The 19,276-nt window shown below is 59.9% G+C and carries 17 protein-coding genes; 12 read left to right on the forward strand and 5 right to left on the reverse strand.

The features are described from left to right. Positions 1–32 precede the first annotated feature (32 nt). Positions 33–890: a sugar phosphate isomerase/epimerase family protein gene (locus tag FYJ68_RS04690; RefSeq protein ID WP_154434506.1), complete on the forward strand. Its 858-nt coding sequence runs from the start codon at positions 33–35 to the stop codon at positions 888–890. A gap of 80 nt (positions 891–970) precedes the next feature. On the opposite strand, the gene FYJ68_RS04695 is transcribed toward FYJ68_RS04690, so the two are convergent. Beyond that, positions 971–1,747 carry an alpha/beta hydrolase gene (locus FYJ68_RS04695; RefSeq protein ID WP_154434508.1) on the reverse strand — a complete coding sequence of 259 codons (777 nt, stop codon included), beginning with the start codon at positions 1,745–1,747 and terminating at the stop codon, positions 971–973. Positions 1,748–2,056: 309 nt separating this feature from the next. On the opposite strand from FYJ68_RS04695, the gene FYJ68_RS04700 reads away from it, so the two are divergent. The 6 genes from FYJ68_RS04700 to FYJ68_RS04725 all read left to right on the forward strand — a co-directional run bounded on the left by FYJ68_RS04700 (position 2,057) and on the right by FYJ68_RS04725 (position 9,614). Beyond that, entirely contained in the window at positions 2,057–3,508 is a 1,452-nt protein-coding gene (locus FYJ68_RS04700) for an amino acid permease (RefSeq protein ID WP_154434510.1), read from the forward strand. A 102-nt stretch (positions 3,509–3,610) separates the two neighbouring features. Next, positions 3,611–4,507: a 6-phosphogluconolactonase gene (locus FYJ68_RS04705; protein WP_154434512.1), complete on the forward strand. Its 897-nt coding sequence runs from the start codon at positions 3,611–3,613 to the stop codon at positions 4,505–4,507. A gap of 3 nt (positions 4,508–4,510) precedes the next feature. Beyond that, complete coding sequence (locus FYJ68_RS04710) at positions 4,511–5,458, forward strand: ribokinase (protein WP_154434514.1); 948 nt, start codon at positions 4,511–4,513, stop codon at positions 5,456–5,458. 5 nt (positions 5,459–5,463) lie between these two features. Further along, on the forward strand, positions 5,464–6,990 hold the full coding sequence (locus tag FYJ68_RS04715) for an amidohydrolase (RefSeq protein ID WP_326832228.1): 1,527 nt from the start codon (positions 5,464–5,466) through the stop codon (positions 6,988–6,990). 91 nt (positions 6,991–7,081) lie between these two features. Continuing rightward, positions 7,082–8,206: an SIS domain-containing protein gene (locus FYJ68_RS04720; RefSeq protein ID WP_154434518.1), complete on the forward strand. Its 1,125-nt coding sequence runs from the start codon at positions 7,082–7,084 to the stop codon at positions 8,204–8,206. A 10-nt stretch (positions 8,207–8,216) separates the two neighbouring features. Beyond that, the gene (locus tag FYJ68_RS04725) at positions 8,217–9,614 is read left to right on the forward strand and encodes an ROK family protein (RefSeq protein WP_154434520.1); all 1,398 of its coding nucleotides are present in this window, start codon (positions 8,217–8,219) and stop codon (positions 9,612–9,614) included. 86 nt (positions 9,615–9,700) lie between these two features. Here the strand turns inward: FYJ68_RS04725 and FYJ68_RS04730 are convergent, their stop codons facing one another. The 3 genes from FYJ68_RS04730 to FYJ68_RS09990 are packed head-to-tail and all read right to left on the reverse strand — an operon-like array spanning position 9,701 to position 12,799. Next, positions 9,701–10,777, reverse strand: a complete 1,077-nt coding sequence (locus FYJ68_RS04730; protein WP_195837722.1) for an SIS domain-containing protein — start codon at positions 10,775–10,777, stop codon at positions 9,701–9,703. Between the two features lie 7 nt (positions 10,778–10,784). Then, positions 10,785–11,759: an ROK family protein gene (locus FYJ68_RS04735; protein WP_326832229.1), complete on the reverse strand. Its 975-nt coding sequence runs from the start codon at positions 11,757–11,759 to the stop codon at positions 10,785–10,787. Further along, positions 11,744–12,799, reverse strand: a complete 1,056-nt coding sequence (locus FYJ68_RS09990; protein ID WP_195837724.1) for an SIS domain-containing protein — start codon at positions 12,797–12,799, stop codon at positions 11,744–11,746. Before FYJ68_RS09990 ends, FYJ68_RS04735 begins: the two co-directional genes overlap by 16 nt. Before the next feature lie 332 nt (positions 12,800–13,131). Between FYJ68_RS09990 and FYJ68_RS04740 the strand changes: the two genes are divergently transcribed. The 4 genes from FYJ68_RS04740 (at position 13,132) to FYJ68_RS04755 (ending at position 17,243) form a co-directional block, all read left to right on the forward strand. Next, positions 13,132–14,094 carry a dihydrodipicolinate synthase family protein gene (locus FYJ68_RS04740; RefSeq protein ID WP_154434526.1) on the forward strand — a complete coding sequence of 321 codons (963 nt, stop codon included), beginning with the start codon at positions 13,132–13,134 and terminating at the stop codon, positions 14,092–14,094. A gap of 136 nt (positions 14,095–14,230) precedes the next feature. Beyond that, the gene (locus FYJ68_RS04745; RefSeq protein ID WP_154434528.1) at positions 14,231–15,328 is read left to right on the forward strand and encodes an aldose epimerase family protein; all 1,098 of its coding nucleotides are present in this window, start codon (positions 14,231–14,233) and stop codon (positions 15,326–15,328) included. A 50-nt stretch (positions 15,329–15,378) separates the two neighbouring features. Further along, positions 15,379–16,215, forward strand: a complete 837-nt coding sequence (locus tag FYJ68_RS04750) for a TIM barrel protein (protein WP_154434530.1) — start codon at positions 15,379–15,381, stop codon at positions 16,213–16,215. A gap of 65 nt (positions 16,216–16,280) precedes the next feature. Next, a complete protein-coding gene (locus FYJ68_RS04755) occupies positions 16,281–17,243 on the forward strand; it encodes a PfkB family carbohydrate kinase (protein WP_154434532.1) in 963 nt (320 codons plus the stop codon). Positions 17,244–17,399: 156 nt separating this feature from the next. Here the strand turns inward: FYJ68_RS04755 and frlD (FYJ68_RS04760) are convergent, their stop codons facing one another. After that, on the reverse strand, positions 17,400–18,185 hold the full coding sequence (gene frlD, locus FYJ68_RS04760; protein ID WP_154434534.1) for a fructoselysine 6-kinase: 786 nt from the start codon (positions 18,183–18,185) through the stop codon (positions 17,400–17,402). Between the two features lie 277 nt (positions 18,186–18,462). Here frlD (FYJ68_RS04760) and frlD (FYJ68_RS04765) point away from each other — a divergent pair, with 277 nt between their 5' ends. Beyond that, positions 18,463–19,263, forward strand: coding sequence for a fructoselysine 6-kinase (frlD, locus tag FYJ68_RS04765; protein ID WP_154434536.1), 801 nt, complete (start codon positions 18,463–18,465; stop codon positions 19,261–19,263). The last annotated feature ends 13 nt before the right edge of the window (positions 19,264–19,276 follow it).

The following is a 19,276-nucleotide window of genomic DNA, read 5'->3' on the forward strand; positions in this document are numbered from 1 at the left end:
CGGTTCGATTCCTTTTGTCGGAGGTTGATCGCATGTCGACGATTACCATGCACGATGTCTCCGTGATGGGGACGTCCTATGTGCACTATTCCTTCGAGTACTTCCTCGACTCAATGGCTCGGCTTGGGATTCGGAACATCGACCTCTGGGGTGCCGAGCCCTTCTACTGCAGGCTGGACTATGCAGATGACTACGCAGCGACCCAGTGCCTGAGGAAGATACGCGCTGAGGTCGAGGCCCGGGGCCAGCGCATCACGATTTACACCCCAGAGACCCTTGGGTACCCGTTTAACTTCAGCGACCCAAACCCTGCCATGACCCTGCGAACCATCGAATACTTCAAGTGGGCATTCGACGATGCCCATACGTTGGGGTGCAACCGTGTCTTCATCAACTCGGGGTCTGGGTTGAGGAACGCGGACCGCGAGGAGTCGTTCAAGCGCTGCGTAGACACGTTCCGGGTCATTCTCGACCTCGCCGAGCAGGCGGACATCCTCGTTCCCCTCGAACAGCTTCAGCCGTACGAGTCAAATCTTGTGGTGAGCCTGGAAGGCGTTCGTCGCATGCTCGAAGAAGTCGGCTCCCCCAACCTCAGGGTTTGTGTCGACCTGACCGCCATGGAGGTCCAGGGAGAGCACCTGGAGCAGTACTTCGAGGCGTTTGGAGACAAGGTTGAGTGGATTCACTACTCCGACAGCCATCATGAGGTCGTTGGGAGCGGCGAATACGGCAGGGAGAAGCTTGCGGGGTATATCCGCACGCTCGAGGAGCACGACTTCAAAAACGGCATCGACCTCGAGGTGAACGATTCCATCTACTGGGAAGACCCCCATTCTGCCCATGCCGAGACGTGCAGGTATCTACGCGAGGAGCTCGGATTGAAGGGATAGCAGGTTCCTCTTCGACGGCAGAGGGCTGAGGAATGCGGGCGGTGCGCGGTCTGTTTCCGGGTCGCGCACCGTCTCGCTTGCTATTCCACCTCGCAGAGCATTCGTATGGAACGCTCGATCGCCTCGTTCCAAAAGAGAAAGTCATGCCTTCCCGGCCAGCTTGAGTAGCTATTTTCAATCCCCAGGCTGGTGAGCTCCTCGGCAGTCGACCTGACATGAGGGGCAAACGGATCGTCGGCGCCAACCATCTGGATGATTCGGGGGATGGCCCCAGCTCCATTCTGCTTAACCGATTGCTCTGCCTTGGCGACGATCGAGTCTGCCTTGGAGGGTCCCTGGGATCCGAATACCGCCGCTTGTTCGGCAGCCCCAAAGAAGAGTTCGGAGAAGTCACTCGCGAGAATAGTGGGGTCAGTGACGGGGGAGAGCGCTACTATCCCCCCGTAGGCCCCTGGGTTCTCGAGGCCGATGCTCAAAGCTCCATAGCCACCCATGCTCTCTCCTGCGATGAACGTGTGCTCTCGGTCGGAGGGCAGGTTAAACCAGGCGTGAATGATCGCGGGTAGCTCCTGCGAGACCCATTCCAGATAGCGAGGGCCAGACGGGGCGTTCTCATAGAAGCTGCGGTTTCCATCTGGCATAACGACAGCCAGGTCGTAGATCTTGGCATAGGCCTCGATCATCGAGAAGCGCGTCCATTCGTCCGCGTTTGCACCGAGCCCATGGAGGAGGTACAGCACGCGGACCTCGTCATCTATCGTGGACCAGAAATCATCAGACTTATCGGGAATGATGATGTTCACGTGCTGCGTAATCCGAAGCGATTCGGAGTAGAGGTCGCCGCTCAAGGTGCTCAATGGAATCCTCCTATCACATGATTAGCACACATAGACATGCCGTTGAGGAGCACTTTGCCCGCACGCAATAGATGAATGGGTGGATGGCCATCTTACGTACAGGTAGCTCGCGTCGAGGGCTTCCTCATATACTAGTACGAAGTCAAGATAGATAACTACAGGACTGAATTTGTACCACTTACCGATAAATAAACAAGTTGGCAAGATATATTGACCACTTGTGCAATCCTACTCCGTAAGCAATGCCAGGCGTGCTCAAGGGTGCACCTGGTTTAGTGCAACGCCAGTGAAGTAGCGAGAGGAGTGGGCATGTCTGACAGTAAGGAAGTTGTCAAGGGCGGCGAAGGGATGGAACGCCATCTCGGCCTGAGTACGGCCATCGCGCTCGGTGTCGGAACCACCATCGGGTCAGGTATCTTTACTTCGGTAGGTGCGGTTGCGGGTGCGGCAGGGACGCCGCTTCTGACCATCCTCGCCTTCCTCATCGGTGGCCTGATCATGATTCCGCAGAACCTCATCTATGCGGAGTACTCAACGGCATACTCAGAGGATGGCGGGCAGTTCGTCTACTTCCGCGAGGCCGGGTGGCCTTTCATGGCCATGTTCTTCGTCTGGTCGTGCTGGTGGGCAAGCGACCCGGTTGGCATCGCGATTATGGGTCTTACCGTTGCCAACTACCTCGCCTTCTTCACCGGGTGGTCGTCGGTGACCGTCTCTGTCGTCGCGTGCCTCCTCATCATCTTCTTCACCTGGCTGCACATGTGCCACAAGCACGCGGGAGCCAAGTGGCAGAACTTTATCACCGCCTTCAAGGTCGTTCCGTTCCTCCTCCTCGTTCTCGCCGGCCTGTTCTTCATTAACGGCGGCAACCTCGAGGCTGCGCCTGTCTCCAGCTCCGCTGCGGCACATGGCGGGATTCTCGCCGCCATGATTGCGGGCATCGCAGCGACCACGTGGTCGTACGACGGAATGCAGACCTGCGTCACCATGGGCGGCGAGGTCAAGAACCCCAAGAAGAACATGCCCATCGCACTCATCGGCACGGTCTTCGTCGTCACCCTTCTTTACGTCCTGCTCTCTGTCTCTGCCGTCGGCTTGGTTGACATCGACACCCTTGCCGCTTCTGATGCACCTGTCGCCGAGGCCTTCTCGCACATTCCCGGTATCGGCTCCCAGGCGGGTAACATTGCCGCTATCCTCGCGGTCATCGTCGTGACCGGTTCCCTCTCCTCGCTCATCATGTTCCAGGCTCGTGGCGAGATGAAGGCTGCTCAGGAAGGCTACTGGTGGCGCTCCTGGGGCAAGATCGACCCCAAGTACGATTCTCCCGTCATCTCCATGCTGTGGCAGTCCGGCTTCGCGCTCGTCCTCGTTTGGGCTACCAGCATCCAGGACCTCGTGGCAATCTTCACCTTCATCTGCCTCCTGCGTAACGCCCTTCTCTTCTGCGCCTGGTTCCCTCTGCAGAAGAAGAGCAACTACCACCCCACCTTCAAGGCCCCCGGTGGTCCCGTCATGGCAATTCTCGCCATCGTCCCCTCGCTGATCCTGATGTTTGGCGAGCTGAGCGGCATCATCTCTGGTGAGGTGCCCCTGTTCAGCTTCAACCCGATCAGCGCAGGAATCCTGGTCGTCATCTCCGCGGTCCCGTTCTACCTGCACTGGAAGAAGGTCAACGCGGACATCATCGAGGCTGCCGAGGCAAGGCGCAACGCCGAGATCAAGGAAGAGGTCGCCGAGGAAGCCACGGTAGAGCAGTAAGAACGGCTGCAAAAGCACATACGTGACTGAGCAATGAGCGCCACCCGGTCGTCTGACGAAACGTCGGGCGCCGGGTGGCCTCCTTATTAGAGGGGTTTCGCCATGCTGATGAACAGGCTTACGAGCGAGGAGATCTTCAAATGGTGCTCCATTCCCTGGCAGAGTCTTGAGGGATGCGAGGGCAAGAAGATTAAGCTCGCAGTCCGCAAAGATCGAGCGGAGATGATGGCGGAGATCGGAAACCTCATGGCAGATGAGGTGCGCGACCACAATGCCAAGGGGCTCCCGACGAAGTGGGTTCTCCCCGCCGGGCCGTGCGACGAGTACGACACCTTTGTGAGGAGGGTCAACGAGGAGAGGATCGACTGCAAGAACCTCTGGGTGTTTCACATGGACGAGTTCCTTGACTGGCAATGTCGTCCCTATCCCGTTGCGGACACCTACGAGAGCCTCGAGGGAACCATGCTGGCGTGCTTCTACAACAGGATTGACGAGGAGCTTCGGCCCCCTGAGGATCACAGAATCTGGCCCAGGATCAACAACCTCGACTACCCGGACGAGATGTGCGACAAACTTGGCGGGATCGACACCGTCTGGGCGGGGATCGGGGCAACTGGCCTCGTCGCCTTTGACGAGGAGCCGCGTGACTATTGGTATCGGCCGACGGTCGAGGAGTACGCAGACTCCAAGACGAGAATCGTCGACATCAACTCCGACACCATGGTCGCCATGGCGGAGCGTTCGTTTGGCACGTGCCTCGACCGCATCCCCCCGAAGGGCCTCACTATTGGGTTCCACGTTATCTGCTCGGCAAAGCGCGCGGTCTACATGGTCGCGACGGGTGACTGGAAGAAGACCGTCTGCAGAATCATGCTCTTTAGCGAGCCAACGACCGAGTACCCGGTGACGATTCTTCCAAAGTACGTCCCGGACGTCACCCTGTATACCGACGAGTACACGATTGACCACCCCATGTCCCATGACACGAGGGGGTGGTAGTCGATGACGGCAAGGGATGCCATCGTCCTCAACAGCCACGGTGTCGGCCAATACGCATATTGCGACCACATGCCGAGCTGGGGGGAGACGCTTTCGGTGAGCAAGTGGCACATTGCCGAGGATGGGGGAAAGGGTTCAAACGTCACTGTTGCCCTGGGTCGCCTTGGACTCGATGTGGCATATGTGGGGAAGGTTGGGGATGACGCCTGGGGTGACCTGGGCGAAAAGTGGATGAGCGAGGCGGGCGCCGACACGACCTTCCTCTATCGGGATCCCTCCGTCTCGACGGGAACGGGACTCGTGCTCCTGGGGCCGGACGGAAGCAACGCGATCATCGACGGGGACAGCTCGAGCTCGGCCCTCACGGTGGATGAGGTGACGGCTGCCATCGAGGGGATGCGTGGCTCTAAGTATTTCATCACGGGCTTCGAGGTGCCTGAGGGTATAGCCCTCGAGGGGGCGAGGAGGGCCCATCACCTTGGGATGAAGACGGTGCTCAACCCCTCTCCGCTCCCCGCCGGGAGCCTTCCGCCCCTCGGCTTCATCGACTATCTCTTTGTGAACGAGGTGGAGGCGGCCGCCCTGGCCGGGATGGCGAAAAGCAATCTGGAGAGCCTCGCAAGGGGCGTGTTGCAGGCGACCTCGGCAAGGAACGTAATCGTCACCCTTGGATCCGATGGGTCCTGCGCCCTGACAGAAGAGGGCGAGTTCCTCAAGGTCGATCCGGTGAAGGTCGAGAACGTGGTCAACACGGCAGGTGCGGGAGACGGTTTCATGGCTGCGACGGTCGCCAACCTCGTATGGGGGAAGACCCTTCGCGAGGCGATGGAGTGGGCAAGCTACTACTCTGCGCTGGCGGTCACCATCGATGGGACCATTCCCGCCTACCGGTCCCTCGACGAAGTCAATGCCTTCATCAATGGCTGCCAGTCCAAGACATGCGAGGAGTGATAACGGTGGCAAGGTTCCTTCTGAGGTCAAGCGCAATCTTCGACTCCAATGCGGGCGTCACGTACCCTGGGTACGTCGCGGTCGAGGGGGACAGGATCCTCTCGGTTGGCGAGGGCGACGGGGGAGAGCTGGTTGAGGGTGATACCGAGGTCATTGACCTTGGCGACAAGCTGGTCACCCCTGGACTCGTGGACGCCCATTGCTTCTTCAACGGTTGGCTTCTCCAGCATTATGGGGCGGACCTCTCTGAGGCATCAACGATAGAGGACGCGATTGGGATTCTGCGCTCCTCGCGACACACCGACTTCCTCGTGGGCCACGGGCTGCCCGTCGATCTTGCCGGGGTGGAGGAGTCAGTGATCGACGCCGCCTTCGGCGACCTCCCCACCGTTCTCGTGTGCGTTGGGGCAGAGGAAATGGTGATGAACACCGCCGCCGAGGATCGCTTTGGCTTCACGCCGAGCGCATGCTGGTCCGAGAAGGCGTATCGCCTGCTCAAGGCAGTGATGGAGGACTCTGAGGAGGCAACTCGCCTCTATCGGCAGTACATGCGGATGATGAACTCGTACGGAGTCACCTCGACCAAGGAGATCGGCTACGACGACACGTGGTTCTTTGATCAGGCGAGGGATCTGGAAGAGGCCGGTGAGCTCACGTTGAGGGTGAGCGTCATGAGCCAGCCGGTCGGCAGGGACGCCGACATCGAGTATGGTATCAGGGCAAGGGAGTCTCTCGAGGGCGACCCCATGCTCTCGTTCTCGGGCTACAACCAGATGACCGATGGTTCGATCAGCCAGAACGAGGGGGAGATGAAGGAGCCGTATCTCGACTTCGATGGTACGTGCTCGATGGACATCGACTGGGGCCACCACAAGGACGAGGTGCGCCGTGCCGAGGAGGCGGGGTTCAGGTTCTCGCTTCACGCGCAGGGAGACGGCGCGGTGGCGCATGCCCTTGACATATTCGAGGGGTGTGAGAGGGACGAGGAAGGGGCGCTGCGCCTCCGCCACGCGATCACCGACCTGGAAGACGCAGACCCCGTCGATTTCGAGCGGATGGCTCGGCTCGGCGTCATTGCGGAGGTGTACCCGCTCATACAGTCCATTGCGGACCGCGAGGGCAAGCTGTCGATGATCGCGGAGAAGATCGGACAGGTGCGGGGGAGCCACTACTGGAACCGCCGCGGGCTCATCGACGCCGGTGTGACGCTTGCGTGCGCGACAGATCTGCCGATGACGGTCGACGACCTTGGAGAGGGGGTCTACTGCGCCTGCGGCGGATACTTCCCCGAGGGCGGAGAGTCCTTCAACCCGCAGAACATGATTGCCCCCGCAGAGCTCCTTGCCGCCTGGACGAAGGGCGGGGCGTACGACCTCATGAGGGAGGACGAGTTGGGGACGCTTGAGCCTGGAAAACTTGCGGACCTGGCGGTTTTTGACACCAACGTGCTCAAGACCGAACCCCGTGAGGCGAGGACCTGCAGGTGCGTGCTGACGGTCGTTGGCGGCAAGGTCGTGTATGACGCGCGATAGGGACTCAGGTCAAAGACGTTGATGGCATGCACGGCGGGGCGCGCCCAGGGTCTTGGCGCCGCCCCGCCATCTAGTTCATGGGAGGGACCAAATGGTGGAGTCGGATTTCTCCGTCGCGTTCTCCGAGATTCTGGAGCAGCCCGATCTTCTTGCCGGGCTTAGGGACACCAGGGACACCTGGACGAGACCATTCGTGAATCTTTGCCGGGAACACGACTTCAAACGGGTGCTCCTCGTGGGAAACGGCTCGCCATACTATGCCGGACGGACCCTGCGCTATGCGACGGAGGGGCTCTTGGGGGCAAACGTCGACCCCGTCATGGCAGGGGAGTTCGCCTTCCATGGGTCGTTCGACTGTACCGGAGAGCTGAGTCCGGAAGAGGTGCTGCTCGTCTGCCCTGCGGAGACGGGACATTCCCGAGGCCAGGTCGACGCCGCGCGACGCGCACGACATGCAGGGGTTTCCGTGGTGTGCACCACGCTCAACCCCCACGGGGTGCTTGCGAGGGAATGCGACGTCGTACTGGTAAAGCCCGGGGCGAGCGAGCGCTCCATCGCAGCCACCAAGAATCAGACGATGGCCCTGTACATGCTGCTCTCTTGCCTTGTCGAGGCCGGACACTGTCTGGGTCGCCTTGGGGACGGGGAATACACGAGGGCGCTCCATGCCTTGGACTCCGTGCCTGATAATGTGCGAGAGACCATTTTGATCTCGCGTGACTGGTACCTGGGGAATCGGGAGAGGCTGCTCGCCGCACCAGGGTTCTTCCTCATTGGATACGGCTCAAACTACGGGACCTGCCTCGAGGGGGCCCTCAAGTTCCTGGAGTGCCACGAGAGGCCGACGCAGGCAGTTCAGCTTGAGGAAACCCTCCATGGCCCGCTACGCTCGCTGCACAGGGGTGACGTGGTGCTGCTCCTCTCTGCGGACGCCGGCCCCGAGCGAGACCGCATGGCCCTGCTCGCAAGGCAGCTTCCCCGATACTGCGACAATGTCATTCTCGTCAACAGCCTTATCCAGGCGATGACCCCTGGGTCTTCCGTTGACGGCTCCCTCACAATCGCCTCGTCTGACGAGAAGGACGTGTGTGCCATCGAATACCTTGTCCCGCTCCAGGTCATTGCGACGATGCTCGCGGAGGACCGTGGAATTGACCTGACGATTCCCAAGCTGCCCGAGCTTGACCCGATCATGATTCCTGCGTACGAGGACTAGGGAGGTTGTGGTGGTGTTCGCGAGCCTTGTTCCAGACCGCCTGATTGCCTGCATTGACATTGGAGGGTCCAAGTACATGACGGGCATCTGTGACGACGAGGGCAACATTCTTTGCTCGACCCGTCACGAGTGGTCGGGAGTGAGCGAATCGCAGATCCTGAAGCAGGTTGAGGATGCAATGGGGGAAGAGCTCGCTGAGCATCCGGACCTCGCCAACCGGGTGGTTGCTGGAGGGGTGACCATTCCCGGCTTCGCCGATCCGAGGGAGGGAATCTGGATCGAATCAGACTATCTCGACGTTCACGACCTCCCGATCTGCGACCACCTTGCCATGCGGCTTGGGATCCCGTTCTTTGGCGACAACGACTGCAATGCCTGCGCACTTGCCGAGCGCTACTTTGGTTCCGCGAGGGATTCCAGTGACTTCCTGTACATTACCGTGAGCTCGGGAATAGGTGGGGGGCTGTTCTTGGGCGACAGGCTGTTCTATGGGGACAGGCTTCTGGCGGGCGAGGTTGGCCTGACCGTGGTCGAGGATCGTCCGAGACCCGACCTCTCCTGGTTTCCACGTGGCAGGCTCGAGGACTACTGTTCCACCCTAGGAATGGGCAAGACCTATGCGTCGCTTGGCGGGACTGCCAAACCGCGCCTTGGTGGCAGGGAAATCGCTGCCAGGGCTGTGGCTGGAGAGCCGGCGGCCCTTGAGACGATGAGGCTTGAGGGGGTCTATCTTGCCCGAGCGATCGCTCGAGTGGATTCCGTCACTGCGCCCTCCAAGGTGGTTATCGGAGGCGGGATATCACTCGGCTTTTCAGGATTTGGCCCCTCGCTCATCTCCGAGCTCAGGAGGATTCGCCCCGCGAGCCGGCTGACTGTGGAGCCGTCGGCCTTGGGATATGAGGGGGCGCTGCTTGGGGCTTGTGCCTGTGCTCTTCGTGGTACGGAACGCCCCCTTGACGAGGATTTGCTCCCTGGAAGGGGGTCCGAACTTCGGGTCGTGTACACGGATGACAAGACGACCTGCCAGCTCTCTTGCGGGGGAGAGGACCTCCTCGCTCATCCTGGGGCAGGGGAGCTGGGGTCATTTCTGGTGGCATCGGGAGTCATGGAGGATGGCATAGCCCTCGATGGGGTGTTGGCAGACATGCCGCTGGGACTTCTGACGAGTCGGGCGAGGCGGGGCGATTCTGAGGCACTATTGGGGCTGGAGAGGTTCGGCTCTGCCCTTGGCGAGGCAGTGTCGTTTTGCGCAACGTTCCTCGATCCCGCATCGATTGTGTTTGAGGGAGACCTTGCCCTTGCGAGCGACCTGTTCCGGGGCGAGGTCCTCAAGTCGATCGAGGGAGATAGCTATTGGCAGCGAGAGGGGCTGCCATATTCCATCGAATGGCGAGCCTCTCCAGAGTGAGTGTTGCTCCCGTGGTAAATGTCAGCGGCTGTCACCACCCCTTTTTCGTTGAGGCGGTACCGGCCGCTCGTGCGTTTTGGGTGACGTCAGAGCACTTCCTTGTCGACGTAGTTGTCGCTTTTTCCCGAGAGCCTTCGGTCGAATCGTGCGACGAGCGGATGCTTGTGCCAAAGATGCTTGTCCTCGGTCAGCTGGTATGCCAGCACCTGATAGAACGGCAGAAGCGACAATGGTGCGAGGAGGCTGGACTCCAGCGGGTCAACCGTAACCGTTGCTCCCTCGAAGCCTCTGTCGTCGGTGAGGACGAAGACGTGGTCGGTGACGAGTCGAGTGGCCTCCACGATTTCCCTTGCCCGGGCGCGGTCAGATGCCCCCACGGCGTTAACAAAGACCGTGTAGGTCGGGGCGAGCTGCAGGTTCGGGCCATGGAGGTACTCCTCAAGCTCAAGGGGGATTGCAGGAATCTGCAGGCACTCGCCGAACTTCAGGGCTCCCTCGCAACTGATGCCGTAGTTCGTCCCCGCCCCGATCAGAAATGTCCTCTCCATGGAGGAGAGCTCCTTGTATCGATGCTCGAGCACGAGAGGTGCCTGTTCGAGCACACTCATGTAGCGTGGGACGAGAGCCTCGATCTTGGCAATCTCGCGGCTGCGCTCCTCCGTGCTCAGGCGACCCTCGCCGAGGGCGACATCGATGCCAAAGAGCCAGAGGAAGACGACGAGCGACGTGACGCCCTTGGTGACGTATCCGACCTCCTCGTTACCGACCCCGTAGTCAAACAGGGCGTCGGCTGCCTGCCTGAAGTCCGAGTTCGCGTCACCCGTCACCCCAAGCGCCTTCATGCCGAAAGACCGGATGAGGTCGAGGGCCGCGAGCGCGTTCGTCGAGTACCCGCTCTGGGAGACCACGAAGGTGAACTCCGAGGCGGGCAGCTCGTGCTCGTACGCGCAGAACGTGTATGGCTCGGTGACTATCACCTCGCGTCCCAGAGACCTGCGAAGATATGGCCTTGCAATCATCGCCGCGTTCTTTGATGACCCGCAGGCGACGATCCTGACCCTATCGTAGGACGACCCAAGAAAGGCATCCGCCAGCGGTCTCGCCATGTCTTGGGCAATCTGGCCGTTCAGAACCTGTGGTGTCTCCCGAACGTAATCAAGCATCGTTTTTCTAGGCATTCGCCCTCCAATCGTCGGAGCAGAACAATGAGGCGGCTCCAATCACGCCCGCCTCTTCTTCTAGGGATGTCAGACGGACCTCGGTGCGCTGGCCCTCAAAGACCCATGAGGTGATTCCGGCACGTATCCTGTTGAGGTATGGCGAGAGGCCATGCGCCACCCCTCCACCCAAGACGATTACGTCTGGGCAATAGGCATAGACATACTGGTTCAGTGCCCTCAACAGGTATGTGATGTACCAGTCAACGACGGCCTTCGCCTTGAGGTCGCCCTGGCTTGCCATCTCGAACATCCTCTTGACGTCAGTTCCCTTGCCAAGCTCGTGCCTTACGTGGAGCGCAAGGGCAGTCCCAGAGCATGTTGACTCGGCGCAACCGCTTATTCCGCAATAGCAGGGGGTTTCATCGAGCCAGGGGAATTCCGTTCCCTCACGCACCTTGAGATGTCCGGCAAGGTGAAAGAACGGCTCTGATCCCAGGGGCTTTGAATCCTGACAGATGCCGATGCCAATCCCAGTCCCAAGGGTGATGGTGAGAACGCGTGAGAACCCCCTCCCACTTCCGGCAACTGCCTCTGCAAGGCAGATGAGGCGCGCGTCGTTGTCTATTCTGACGGGTTTGCAGAGCGCATCCGATAGCTTCGTGGCGAGTGGATATCCATGCGTCATGAAGCGGATCATCGAGGAGAAGCCGTCGATGCTTCCATCGCGGAACGCATAGGAACCTATCGACACCCCCGCCGCGCTCGGGTTTCCGACCTTGTCCGTGAGCCTTTGGACGGATTTGCGGATGTTCCCCAGAAACAGCTCCTCGGAGTTGCGCTCGGTGTCAAAGACCTCCATCGCAAGCACCGCGGACGGGTCTTTTGGGTCGATGAGCCCGACCTTGGTGCGCGTGCCGCCAACGTCGATGCCGCAGAGGAGGCGGCTGCTGCCGCAGGAGGCGGTCCCGCTCACCTGACCACCCACCCGTCCTCGAAGAACATCCCGGGCTCGATGCCGTTTGCGATTGCCGTCTGGTAGCTCAGGAGCTGAAAGTACATGGCTTGGACCAGCATCATCCAATGAGCTGGCAGGCCAAGGTCGGGAAAGGTGAAGCGATAGCCCGCCTTGGACGTTGGGTCGGACCCAAAGTAGAGGGTGTCTTGAGTGGCGTCGTTCACATATCCCCAAATCATCTTGGACCGAGAGTCGGGAATGGCATCGAGGAGGACGGGGACCGTCTTCGACTTCGCGATGCCCTGGGCACGGACGAGCTCCATCGGCCCATGGTAGAAGTTGTCAATCGACATCACGTTTGCGGGAACCTTGGCGGTCTCCTCGAGCCAGAGGGAGGCACTGCGCATCATGTTGATTCCCCATCCCCGCGAGAGGAGGTAGAAGCTGTCTGCCTGGGGGAGGCACCCGACGCCCTCCATTGCCCCAAGGAGGGATTCCTTGTTGTCTTCCATCCAGGAAAATGCGTTTTTCAGAGAAGCGACGAGGGATTTGTCCGGGGTGTCCCTGTTCATCATCGAGACGATGTACAGACCACAAAGCGCCATCGAGCTGTACGCCTTGATGCATACGATCTTGTCATAGCTCGCAATGTCGTGCAGCACGTAGGTGCAATTGGTGGCCATGGTGGAGTCCGGGGTCATCGTCACGCAGGCAGATGTAAAGCGGTGCTCCCTGAGCCAGCGAGAGAAGTCCGCCACCTCGCGGCTCTCGCCAGAGCGGCTCATCATGAAGTAGAGCGCGTTCCTAGACAGGCGCTCGGGATGATGAATGAGCTCCGCGGTCTCTACGAGCCTCACGTTGCGCATTCCCGCATCGAGCATTGCCTCGTACATGGGCATGAGAGAGTACAGGGCGCTGCCCATCGAGGTGAGCACTATCTCGCCGGCAAGGTGCGCGACCCTGCAGATCTCGAGTACCTGGGCTAGCTTTGGGCCAGACAGGTCGTCGAGGACTCTCTCCAGCTCCTTCGGCTGCTCGTAGATGTTCTGGAGTATGGGATTGGTGTTCATGGCATTCCCTTCCCCGAGCTCGTCGAGAGTTCCTGAGGCGTGGCCAAACGCTGGTGACAACGGTATGGAAAGCATATAACTAAGTGAGACCAAATACTGTACCAAGCAGGAGAAGAATACGTCAGAGGCCCGTTTATCGCTAAGGGGAGAGGGGGCTACTGGACAGGTTACGTGTTTCTCGGATCAGACTATGGTCATTCAACAGGTGATATGACCCTTCCGCCGATGCCCGACTGGTTGGATGCGCTTTGATGCTACATTTCGGTTAGGTGGTATAGAAGTATATAGAAGTCATCTGTATAACAAACCACATACCGGAGGGACGGACGAGAATGGGACATTACATCACCGGCGTGCTTACCGAGATCTGCACTCCGTTCAAGGAGGACGGCAAAATCGACTTCGAGTACCTCCATGACATGATTTGCTGGCAGATCGACTGCGGTATCGAGAACTTCTTCGTCAATGGGTATGCGGGCGAGTCCTTCGAGCTCTCCTTCGAGGAGAAGCTTGCCGTCCTCAAGTGCGTTTACGAGGCAAACCAGGGCCGTGCAAAGATCATGGGTTGCTCCTTCGAGAACGATCTGCGAGCAAACAAGCGCCTCCTCGACGCCTACGAGGAGACGGGGATGTGCGACTGCTACTGCGTCACCGCACCTCCCTTCTACAAGTTTTCCCAGGCCGCTCTCTATGATTGGACCGCAGAGCTCATCGACTACGCAAAGCGTCCCGTCTTCATCTACAACTGTCGCGAGCAGGGGGTCATGTATGCCCCGGAGACGCTGGGAAGACTGGCCCGCGAGCACGAGAACCTTCGCGGATTCAAGGACGCCTCCACGAACATCATCAACTTCCAGAACGACCTGCTGCAGGTCGACCCGGAGAACTTCGACCTCGTCGGTGGCTGCGACGGCTTTGACGGCGTCATGATCCTGCTTGGAGGGGTTGGGTGCGTGTCGTTCATGGCCGTCCCCTATCCCCGGGAGATGAAGGAGATCGTCGACAAGGGCCTCGCGGGGGATTGGAAGGGCTGCATCGAGGCCCAGCAGAAGGTCCTGCGTATCCGCAACATCCTCAAGAAGACTCCGTTCAACGCCGGGTGGAACTGGGCAATGCAGTATGGCTTTGGCCGCCCGACCGTCTCTCGCATGGGGGAGAAGCAGGACTGGGTTCCCTACGAGGTGAAGGTCGAGCTCGATCGGCTCATGGTCGAATACGGATACCAGAGCCTGGGCGACAAGATCTTCCCCACAAAGCTCGACGAGGAGATGGCGGGAAAGGCCGACTTCCGCTAGGGGGTCGTCGAATCGCGGGTGACTTCGAATCACCCCAGCGGTGTTCGAGTTTGCCGGAGCAAGGGCGAGCGTCCTGGAAGGTACGGCGCGCTCGCCTGCCTTCAAGAGGGTCCTCCTCGGGGAGAGAGGTGCGGAATTGTCTTTCACACGGGTTGGCTTCACCCAGTCATTCTTCTCAGACCGGCCAATCGAGCTCGTGAGCGATGGCGAGCTCAAGGCGACCGCGTTTCGGTACGAGACGGGGGTCGCCGGGCTGCGCGTCCAGAACTCCCGCTCGAGCATGGTCGTCCTTCCGTACATGGGGATGCAGGTCTGGTTCGTCACCTTCGACGGCAGGAACGTCACCCAGAAGTCCATGTTCGACATGCCGCTGGCGACGACGAAGTTCGGCGACAACTACGGGGCGTTCCTGTACCATTGCGGTCTCAACAATGTGAACGGGCCGGAGGAGGGGGAGGATCCCTACCCCATGCACGACGTCCTGCCATTTGCCGTCTACGAGAACACCTACACGGGCGTTGGCGTGGACGAGGAGGGTAGGTACCTCGCCGTTGGTGGCACCTACGTGTTCCGCAACAGTCAGGAGTTGTATTGGGCCTACGCCCCGGAGCTCAGGCTCTATGAGGGGAAGACGATGGTGGAGATGAAGGCGACGGTGCATAATCGTCGAACCCATCCGCTTGAGTACCTCTGGCTATGTCATATGAACTGGCTGGGGGTGGAAGGGGGCCGATTCTACTACAGCGCTCCCCAGGATCCTGATCACGTCCTCGTCGCCCCCACGGAGCTTGGGAACGACTCCCCTCGCGCCGTTGCGATTCGCGAGTGGGGGAGGAAGCTGGCCTCTGACCCAACGCTCGCAGATGTGCTTGACTCCAGCTCCCAGGTGTACGACCCGGAGATGTGCATCAACTATCGGTACGAGACCGACGAGGACGGGTGGGCCCACTCGCTCATGGAGCTTCCCGGTGGGGGCTCCTACTACGTGGCGTGGGACGCCACGAAGGCCCCGTATGCCCTGAGGTGGCTGTGCAGGACCGGCGACGAGGACGGCGTCGGGATTGCGGTGCCCAGCACGGGGACCAACAGGGGTTCGGCCTATCAGCGGGAGCACGGGCACTTCAACACGCTTGGGCCGGGAGAAAGCGACGTTCTCAGGTGGCGTTTTGGGCTTCTGGACGAACGCGAGACAAACGACGCCAAGGCGTGCATCGACGCGATCCTTGGCAGGTAGTTCCCTTGGGCTTCACTCGGCTTGATGCCGACAGATGAAAGGCGGGGCACATGGCGATGAAGGTGTCGCTCTTCTCGACGGGGTTTGCGAGCTGGCCATTGGAGAGGGCCTTCCAGGCGGCCGCGCGCTGTGGGTACGATGGGGTGGACGTTGGGGGATTCCGTCCCCACGCATATCCACCTGACGTGCTTGGGGGAGTAAACGGAGGAGCCTCCGCGATTCTCTCCTATGTGCAAAAGTACCAGGTCCCCATCGTCAGCTATGTTCCCGAGAACACCGGATCACCCCATAGCTTCGTGTTCAGGGAGCGGGAGCTGAACGACATCTCCGTCGAGTACTTCAAGCAGTCCGTTGACGCTGCTAAGGCGATTGAGGCACCCATGGTGATGTTTGCGATTAACATGCCGGGGTTTGGGATCGACCGGGAGTACCTCAAGAGACAGGTGGTCGAAGACCTCAAGGTCATCTCCGATCATGCCGCAGATCTTGGGGTGACCGTCATCCTCGAGCCCGTGACCCCATTTGAGGGCAAGCTCTGCTGCTCGTCTGACGACGTGAAGTACTTCCTGGACGAGGTCGACAACGATGCCCTTCAGGTCGTACTTGACCTCGCCTGCCCGCTTACGTGCGGCGAGCCGATGAGCGAGTACTGGGAGAAGATGCCCGGCGCGGTGAGGGAGATTCACTTTATCGACGCGGAGCCAGATTGCGAGGACCATCTGATACCTGGCGATGGCTCTATGGATTGGTCGCGCATCGTCAACTACCTGAGGAGCGTCGACTACGACGGCTACCTTGCGCTCGAACTGTTCAGCAGGTATGGCAACGAGCCGGACTTCGCGGCGGAGAGGGGCATCGAGGTGATCAGGGGCCTGCTTGGCCAGTAGCCCCTGCCTTGGAGGAACGTGCGTCTCGCCAGCGGGGAGGCGTCTGACGGAAAGAGGGTGTCTCAATGGGCAAGAACGGTCCGATTGATGTAATCGTTATGAACTCCCACGGCGTTGGGCAGGTGTGCAACGTCCACAGGCTGCCGCGTCGAGGCGAGACGATGGAGGCGTGGAACTGGCATGTCGAGGAGGATGGCGGCAAGGGGGCTACGGTCTCCGTCGCCCTCGGACGGCTCGGGGTGTCAACTGGCTACATCGGGAAGGTCGGCTATGACCCCTGGGGGGACATGGGCGACACGTGGATGAGCGAGTCTGGCGTAGACACCACCTACATGTATCGCGACCACAGCGTATCGACTGGCACGGGGCTGATCATGATCGACGATGACGGCCTTAACACCATCGTCGATGGCGACTCTGCATGCCGCGCCCTCACGGTTGACGAGATCCATGATGCGATTGCCGCCATGAGCGAGGCAAAGGTGTTCATCACCGGCTTTGGGATGCCCTTCCAGAAGGCGCTTGCGGGGGCGAGGATCGCGAAGGAAAAGTACGGGATGACGACCTTCTGCAACGCGTCCCCCCTTCCCTCCGAGCCACTCGGTGACCTCGGGTTTGTTGACTACCTCGTCGTGAACGACGTCGAGGGGAGGGTCCTCTGCGGTTTGCCGGAGGACTCGGAGACACCGTTCGAGGAGATCTGCCACCAGGTCGTCGCCACGTATCATTGCAACGGCGTGATCATGACCTGCGGGGCAGAGGGATCCGCGGTGCTTGATGGAGACGACTACTTCTTCGTCCGGGGCACCAAGGTCAAGGCGGTGTACACGATTGGTGCGGGCGACGGGTATCTTGCGGCGACCGCAGCCGGTCTCGTGTGGGGCAAGACCCTCAGGGAGGCATGCGAGTGGGCGAGCAAGTACGCGGCCTATAAGGTCACCCGCGAGGGCACTATGACGAATAGGCCGGGAGAGGGTTACCCACCGCTCTCCGATGTCGAGGAATGGATGAAGTCCCTCCAGGAGTAACGGATCAGATGGATCAGATGTATCGCTTCCCCCTCGGCGCTGTTTCCCACGGCGCCGAGTTTCTTTTACGGGGGTAAACCGGCGGTAAAGGAAGGCGGCGCGGCCCATCGCGTGGACGGGTCGCGCCGCACCTGAGCTTTGTGGGTCAGCCTGCTGCTACCAGGCACCAGAATACTGGAGTGTCACCGAGGAGCTCCTTGCCCCCTCGCTCATGCAGTCTGGGACGTCCTTGTTCTCGAGAACGCCCTTGATAAAGCCGGCGATGAAGGAGTCGCCCGCGCCCATCGTGTCTTCCACCTCGACCTCGATGATGCCCTGCTTGTAGAACCTCTCGCCATCAAAGGCGAGGCTGCCATGCTCTCCCAGGGTGACAATGACCACCTTGGGACCCAGGGCCTGCTTCTCCTTCATGAACGAGCGGACCTGTTCGGTGTCATCGGACTCGAGCCCGAAGAAGGCGTAGTCGACGTTGCCGATTGACTGGTCAACGACCGGATCGTTAGGCTGGTCGGAGTAGTCGAAGGCGACGAGGGTTCCCGACTCCTTTATTCGCCCGAGGTCCCCGGCCGTGTGACCCCAGATGCCACTGACGACGAGGTCGTGGGAGCAGACGAACGAGAGGTCCTCCTCGCTCATCTTGAAGTCTGCCATCACGCCCTCGACATAGTCGCCGAAGACGCGGTTTCCGTTGACAATCTGGACGTAGGTGACAGCAGTCGACCCCTCGCTCACGTGGACGTGACTGGTGTCAACCCCCTTTGCCTTAAGCGAATCGACGAGGAACCTTCCCTGCTCGTCGGTCCCCACGACGCCCGTGTAGGAGGCGTCTATGCCCATCCGCTCAAGATAGACGGCGACGTTGACGGGGTTGCCGCCGGGATACTGCCTTCCCTCCTCCTTATAGACGTCAACGCAGTTGTCACCCACAGCCGCGACTTTCATGTGTGTCCCCCTCTCTGCGCCATGAGGCGCGTCGTTTGAGCCCTCTTGTGAAACCCACCCTCCATGGTACTTGAATTCTGGCTAAGGTATAAAAGAGAGGGGTAGAAGTATAGCATTCGTCGATAGGTGGTAAATTCACTTTTGAGAGGCTCAAAACCCAGGTGAACGTAATGAAAATACCCGCAGACGGCAGATGATCCGGATGCGGTTCTGTGGCAGAAAAAATGACCTACCATATAAGTAATGGGAAAAACTATACCTTAGCTTGGGAGGTCAAATGAGAGCGGCATGCATCGGTGACAACTGCATTGACTACTACCGAAACCTCGAGAGAAAGTATCCCACCGGAAATGCGGTCGACACGGCGGTAAACATGGTGAAGCTGGGGGTGCCGACCTCCATCATCTCGACAACCGGGTCTGATGAGTACGGCAAGTGGATGATTGAGACCCTCAAGCACGAGGGGCTGGACACGTCTCACCTTAAGGTCGCCGAGGGCAAGACCGCTATTACGTACATGGACCTAGAGGGCTTGGACCGCGTGCACGGCACCTACGAGGAAGGCGTCCTTGCAGACATGGTGTTTGACGATGAGGACGTTCGCTTTGCGATTGAGCACGACATCGTCCATACGGCGCTGTGGGGCAACGCGGAGTCGACCCTGCACAGGATCCACGAGGCCGGAACAAAGGTGAGCTTTGACTACGCGGATAAGCTCGATCACCCATTGGTTGAAAGCACGCTTGGCGACGTCGACTACGCCTTCTACTCCTATCACAAGGGGAAGGACGACTTCATCAGGTCGTTCCTGCAAGACAAGGTCAACAGGGGCGTTACCGTGGCGACGGCGACGTTTGGGGAGGAAGGCAGCCTCTCCTGGGACGGAACGAGGTTCTACGACGGACCGGTGTATCCCACCAAGCACCTCGTCAATACGGTTGGGGCGGGGGACTCGTTCATCGCCGGCTTCCTCGTCGGCGTTCTCAATGGGGATGACATCGCGGGATGCCTCGACAGGGGAGCGCGCATTGCCTCCGAGGTAGTAAGCGTTTTTGAGCCGTGGGTGGTTTCCGAGTGAGCGAGTGCCGCTC

The sequence above is a fragment of the Olsenella porci genome (assembly GCF_009695875.1).
GTDB classification, from domain to species: Bacteria; Actinomycetota; Coriobacteriia; order Coriobacteriales; family Atopobiaceae; genus Olsenella_H; species Olsenella_H porci.

What these genes read in the sequence shown, in the direction of transcription:
- FYJ68_RS04740 (WP_154434526.1), top strand. Translation starts at nt 13,132, where the DNA reads ATGGGACATTACATCACCGGCGTGCTTACCGAGATCTGCACTCCGTTC.
- FYJ68_RS04750 (WP_154434530.1), top strand. Translation starts at nt 15,379, where the DNA reads ATGGCGATGAAGGTGTCGCTCTTCTCGACGGGGTTTGCGAGCTGGCCA.
- FYJ68_RS09990 (WP_195837724.1), bottom strand. Translation starts at nt 12,799, where the DNA reads ATGAACACCAATCCCATACTCCAGAACATCTACGAGCAGCCGAAGGAG.
- FYJ68_RS04700 (WP_154434510.1), top strand. Translation starts at nt 2,057, where the DNA reads ATGTCTGACAGTAAGGAAGTTGTCAAGGGCGGCGAAGGGATGGAACGC.
- frlD (WP_154434536.1), top strand. Translation starts at nt 18,463, where the DNA reads ATGAGAGCGGCATGCATCGGTGACAACTGCATTGACTACTACCGAAAC.
- FYJ68_RS04730 (WP_195837722.1), bottom strand. Translation starts at nt 10,777, where the DNA reads ATGCTTGATTACGTTCGGGAGACACCACAGGTTCTGAACGGCCAGATT.
- FYJ68_RS04705 (WP_154434512.1), top strand. Translation starts at nt 3,611, where the DNA reads ATGCTGATGAACAGGCTTACGAGCGAGGAGATCTTCAAATGGTGCTCC.
- FYJ68_RS04690 (WP_154434506.1), top strand. Translation starts at nt 33, where the DNA reads ATGTCGACGATTACCATGCACGATGTCTCCGTGATGGGGACGTCCTAT.
- frlD (WP_154434534.1), bottom strand. Translation starts at nt 18,185, where the DNA reads ATGAAAGTCGCGGCTGTGGGTGACAACTGCGTTGACGTCTATAAGGAG.
- FYJ68_RS04720 (WP_154434518.1), top strand. Translation starts at nt 7,082, where the DNA reads ATGGTGGAGTCGGATTTCTCCGTCGCGTTCTCCGAGATTCTGGAGCAG.
- FYJ68_RS04710 (WP_154434514.1), top strand. Translation starts at nt 4,511, where the DNA reads ATGACGGCAAGGGATGCCATCGTCCTCAACAGCCACGGTGTCGGCCAA.
- FYJ68_RS04755 (WP_154434532.1), top strand. Translation starts at nt 16,281, where the DNA reads ATGGGCAAGAACGGTCCGATTGATGTAATCGTTATGAACTCCCACGGC.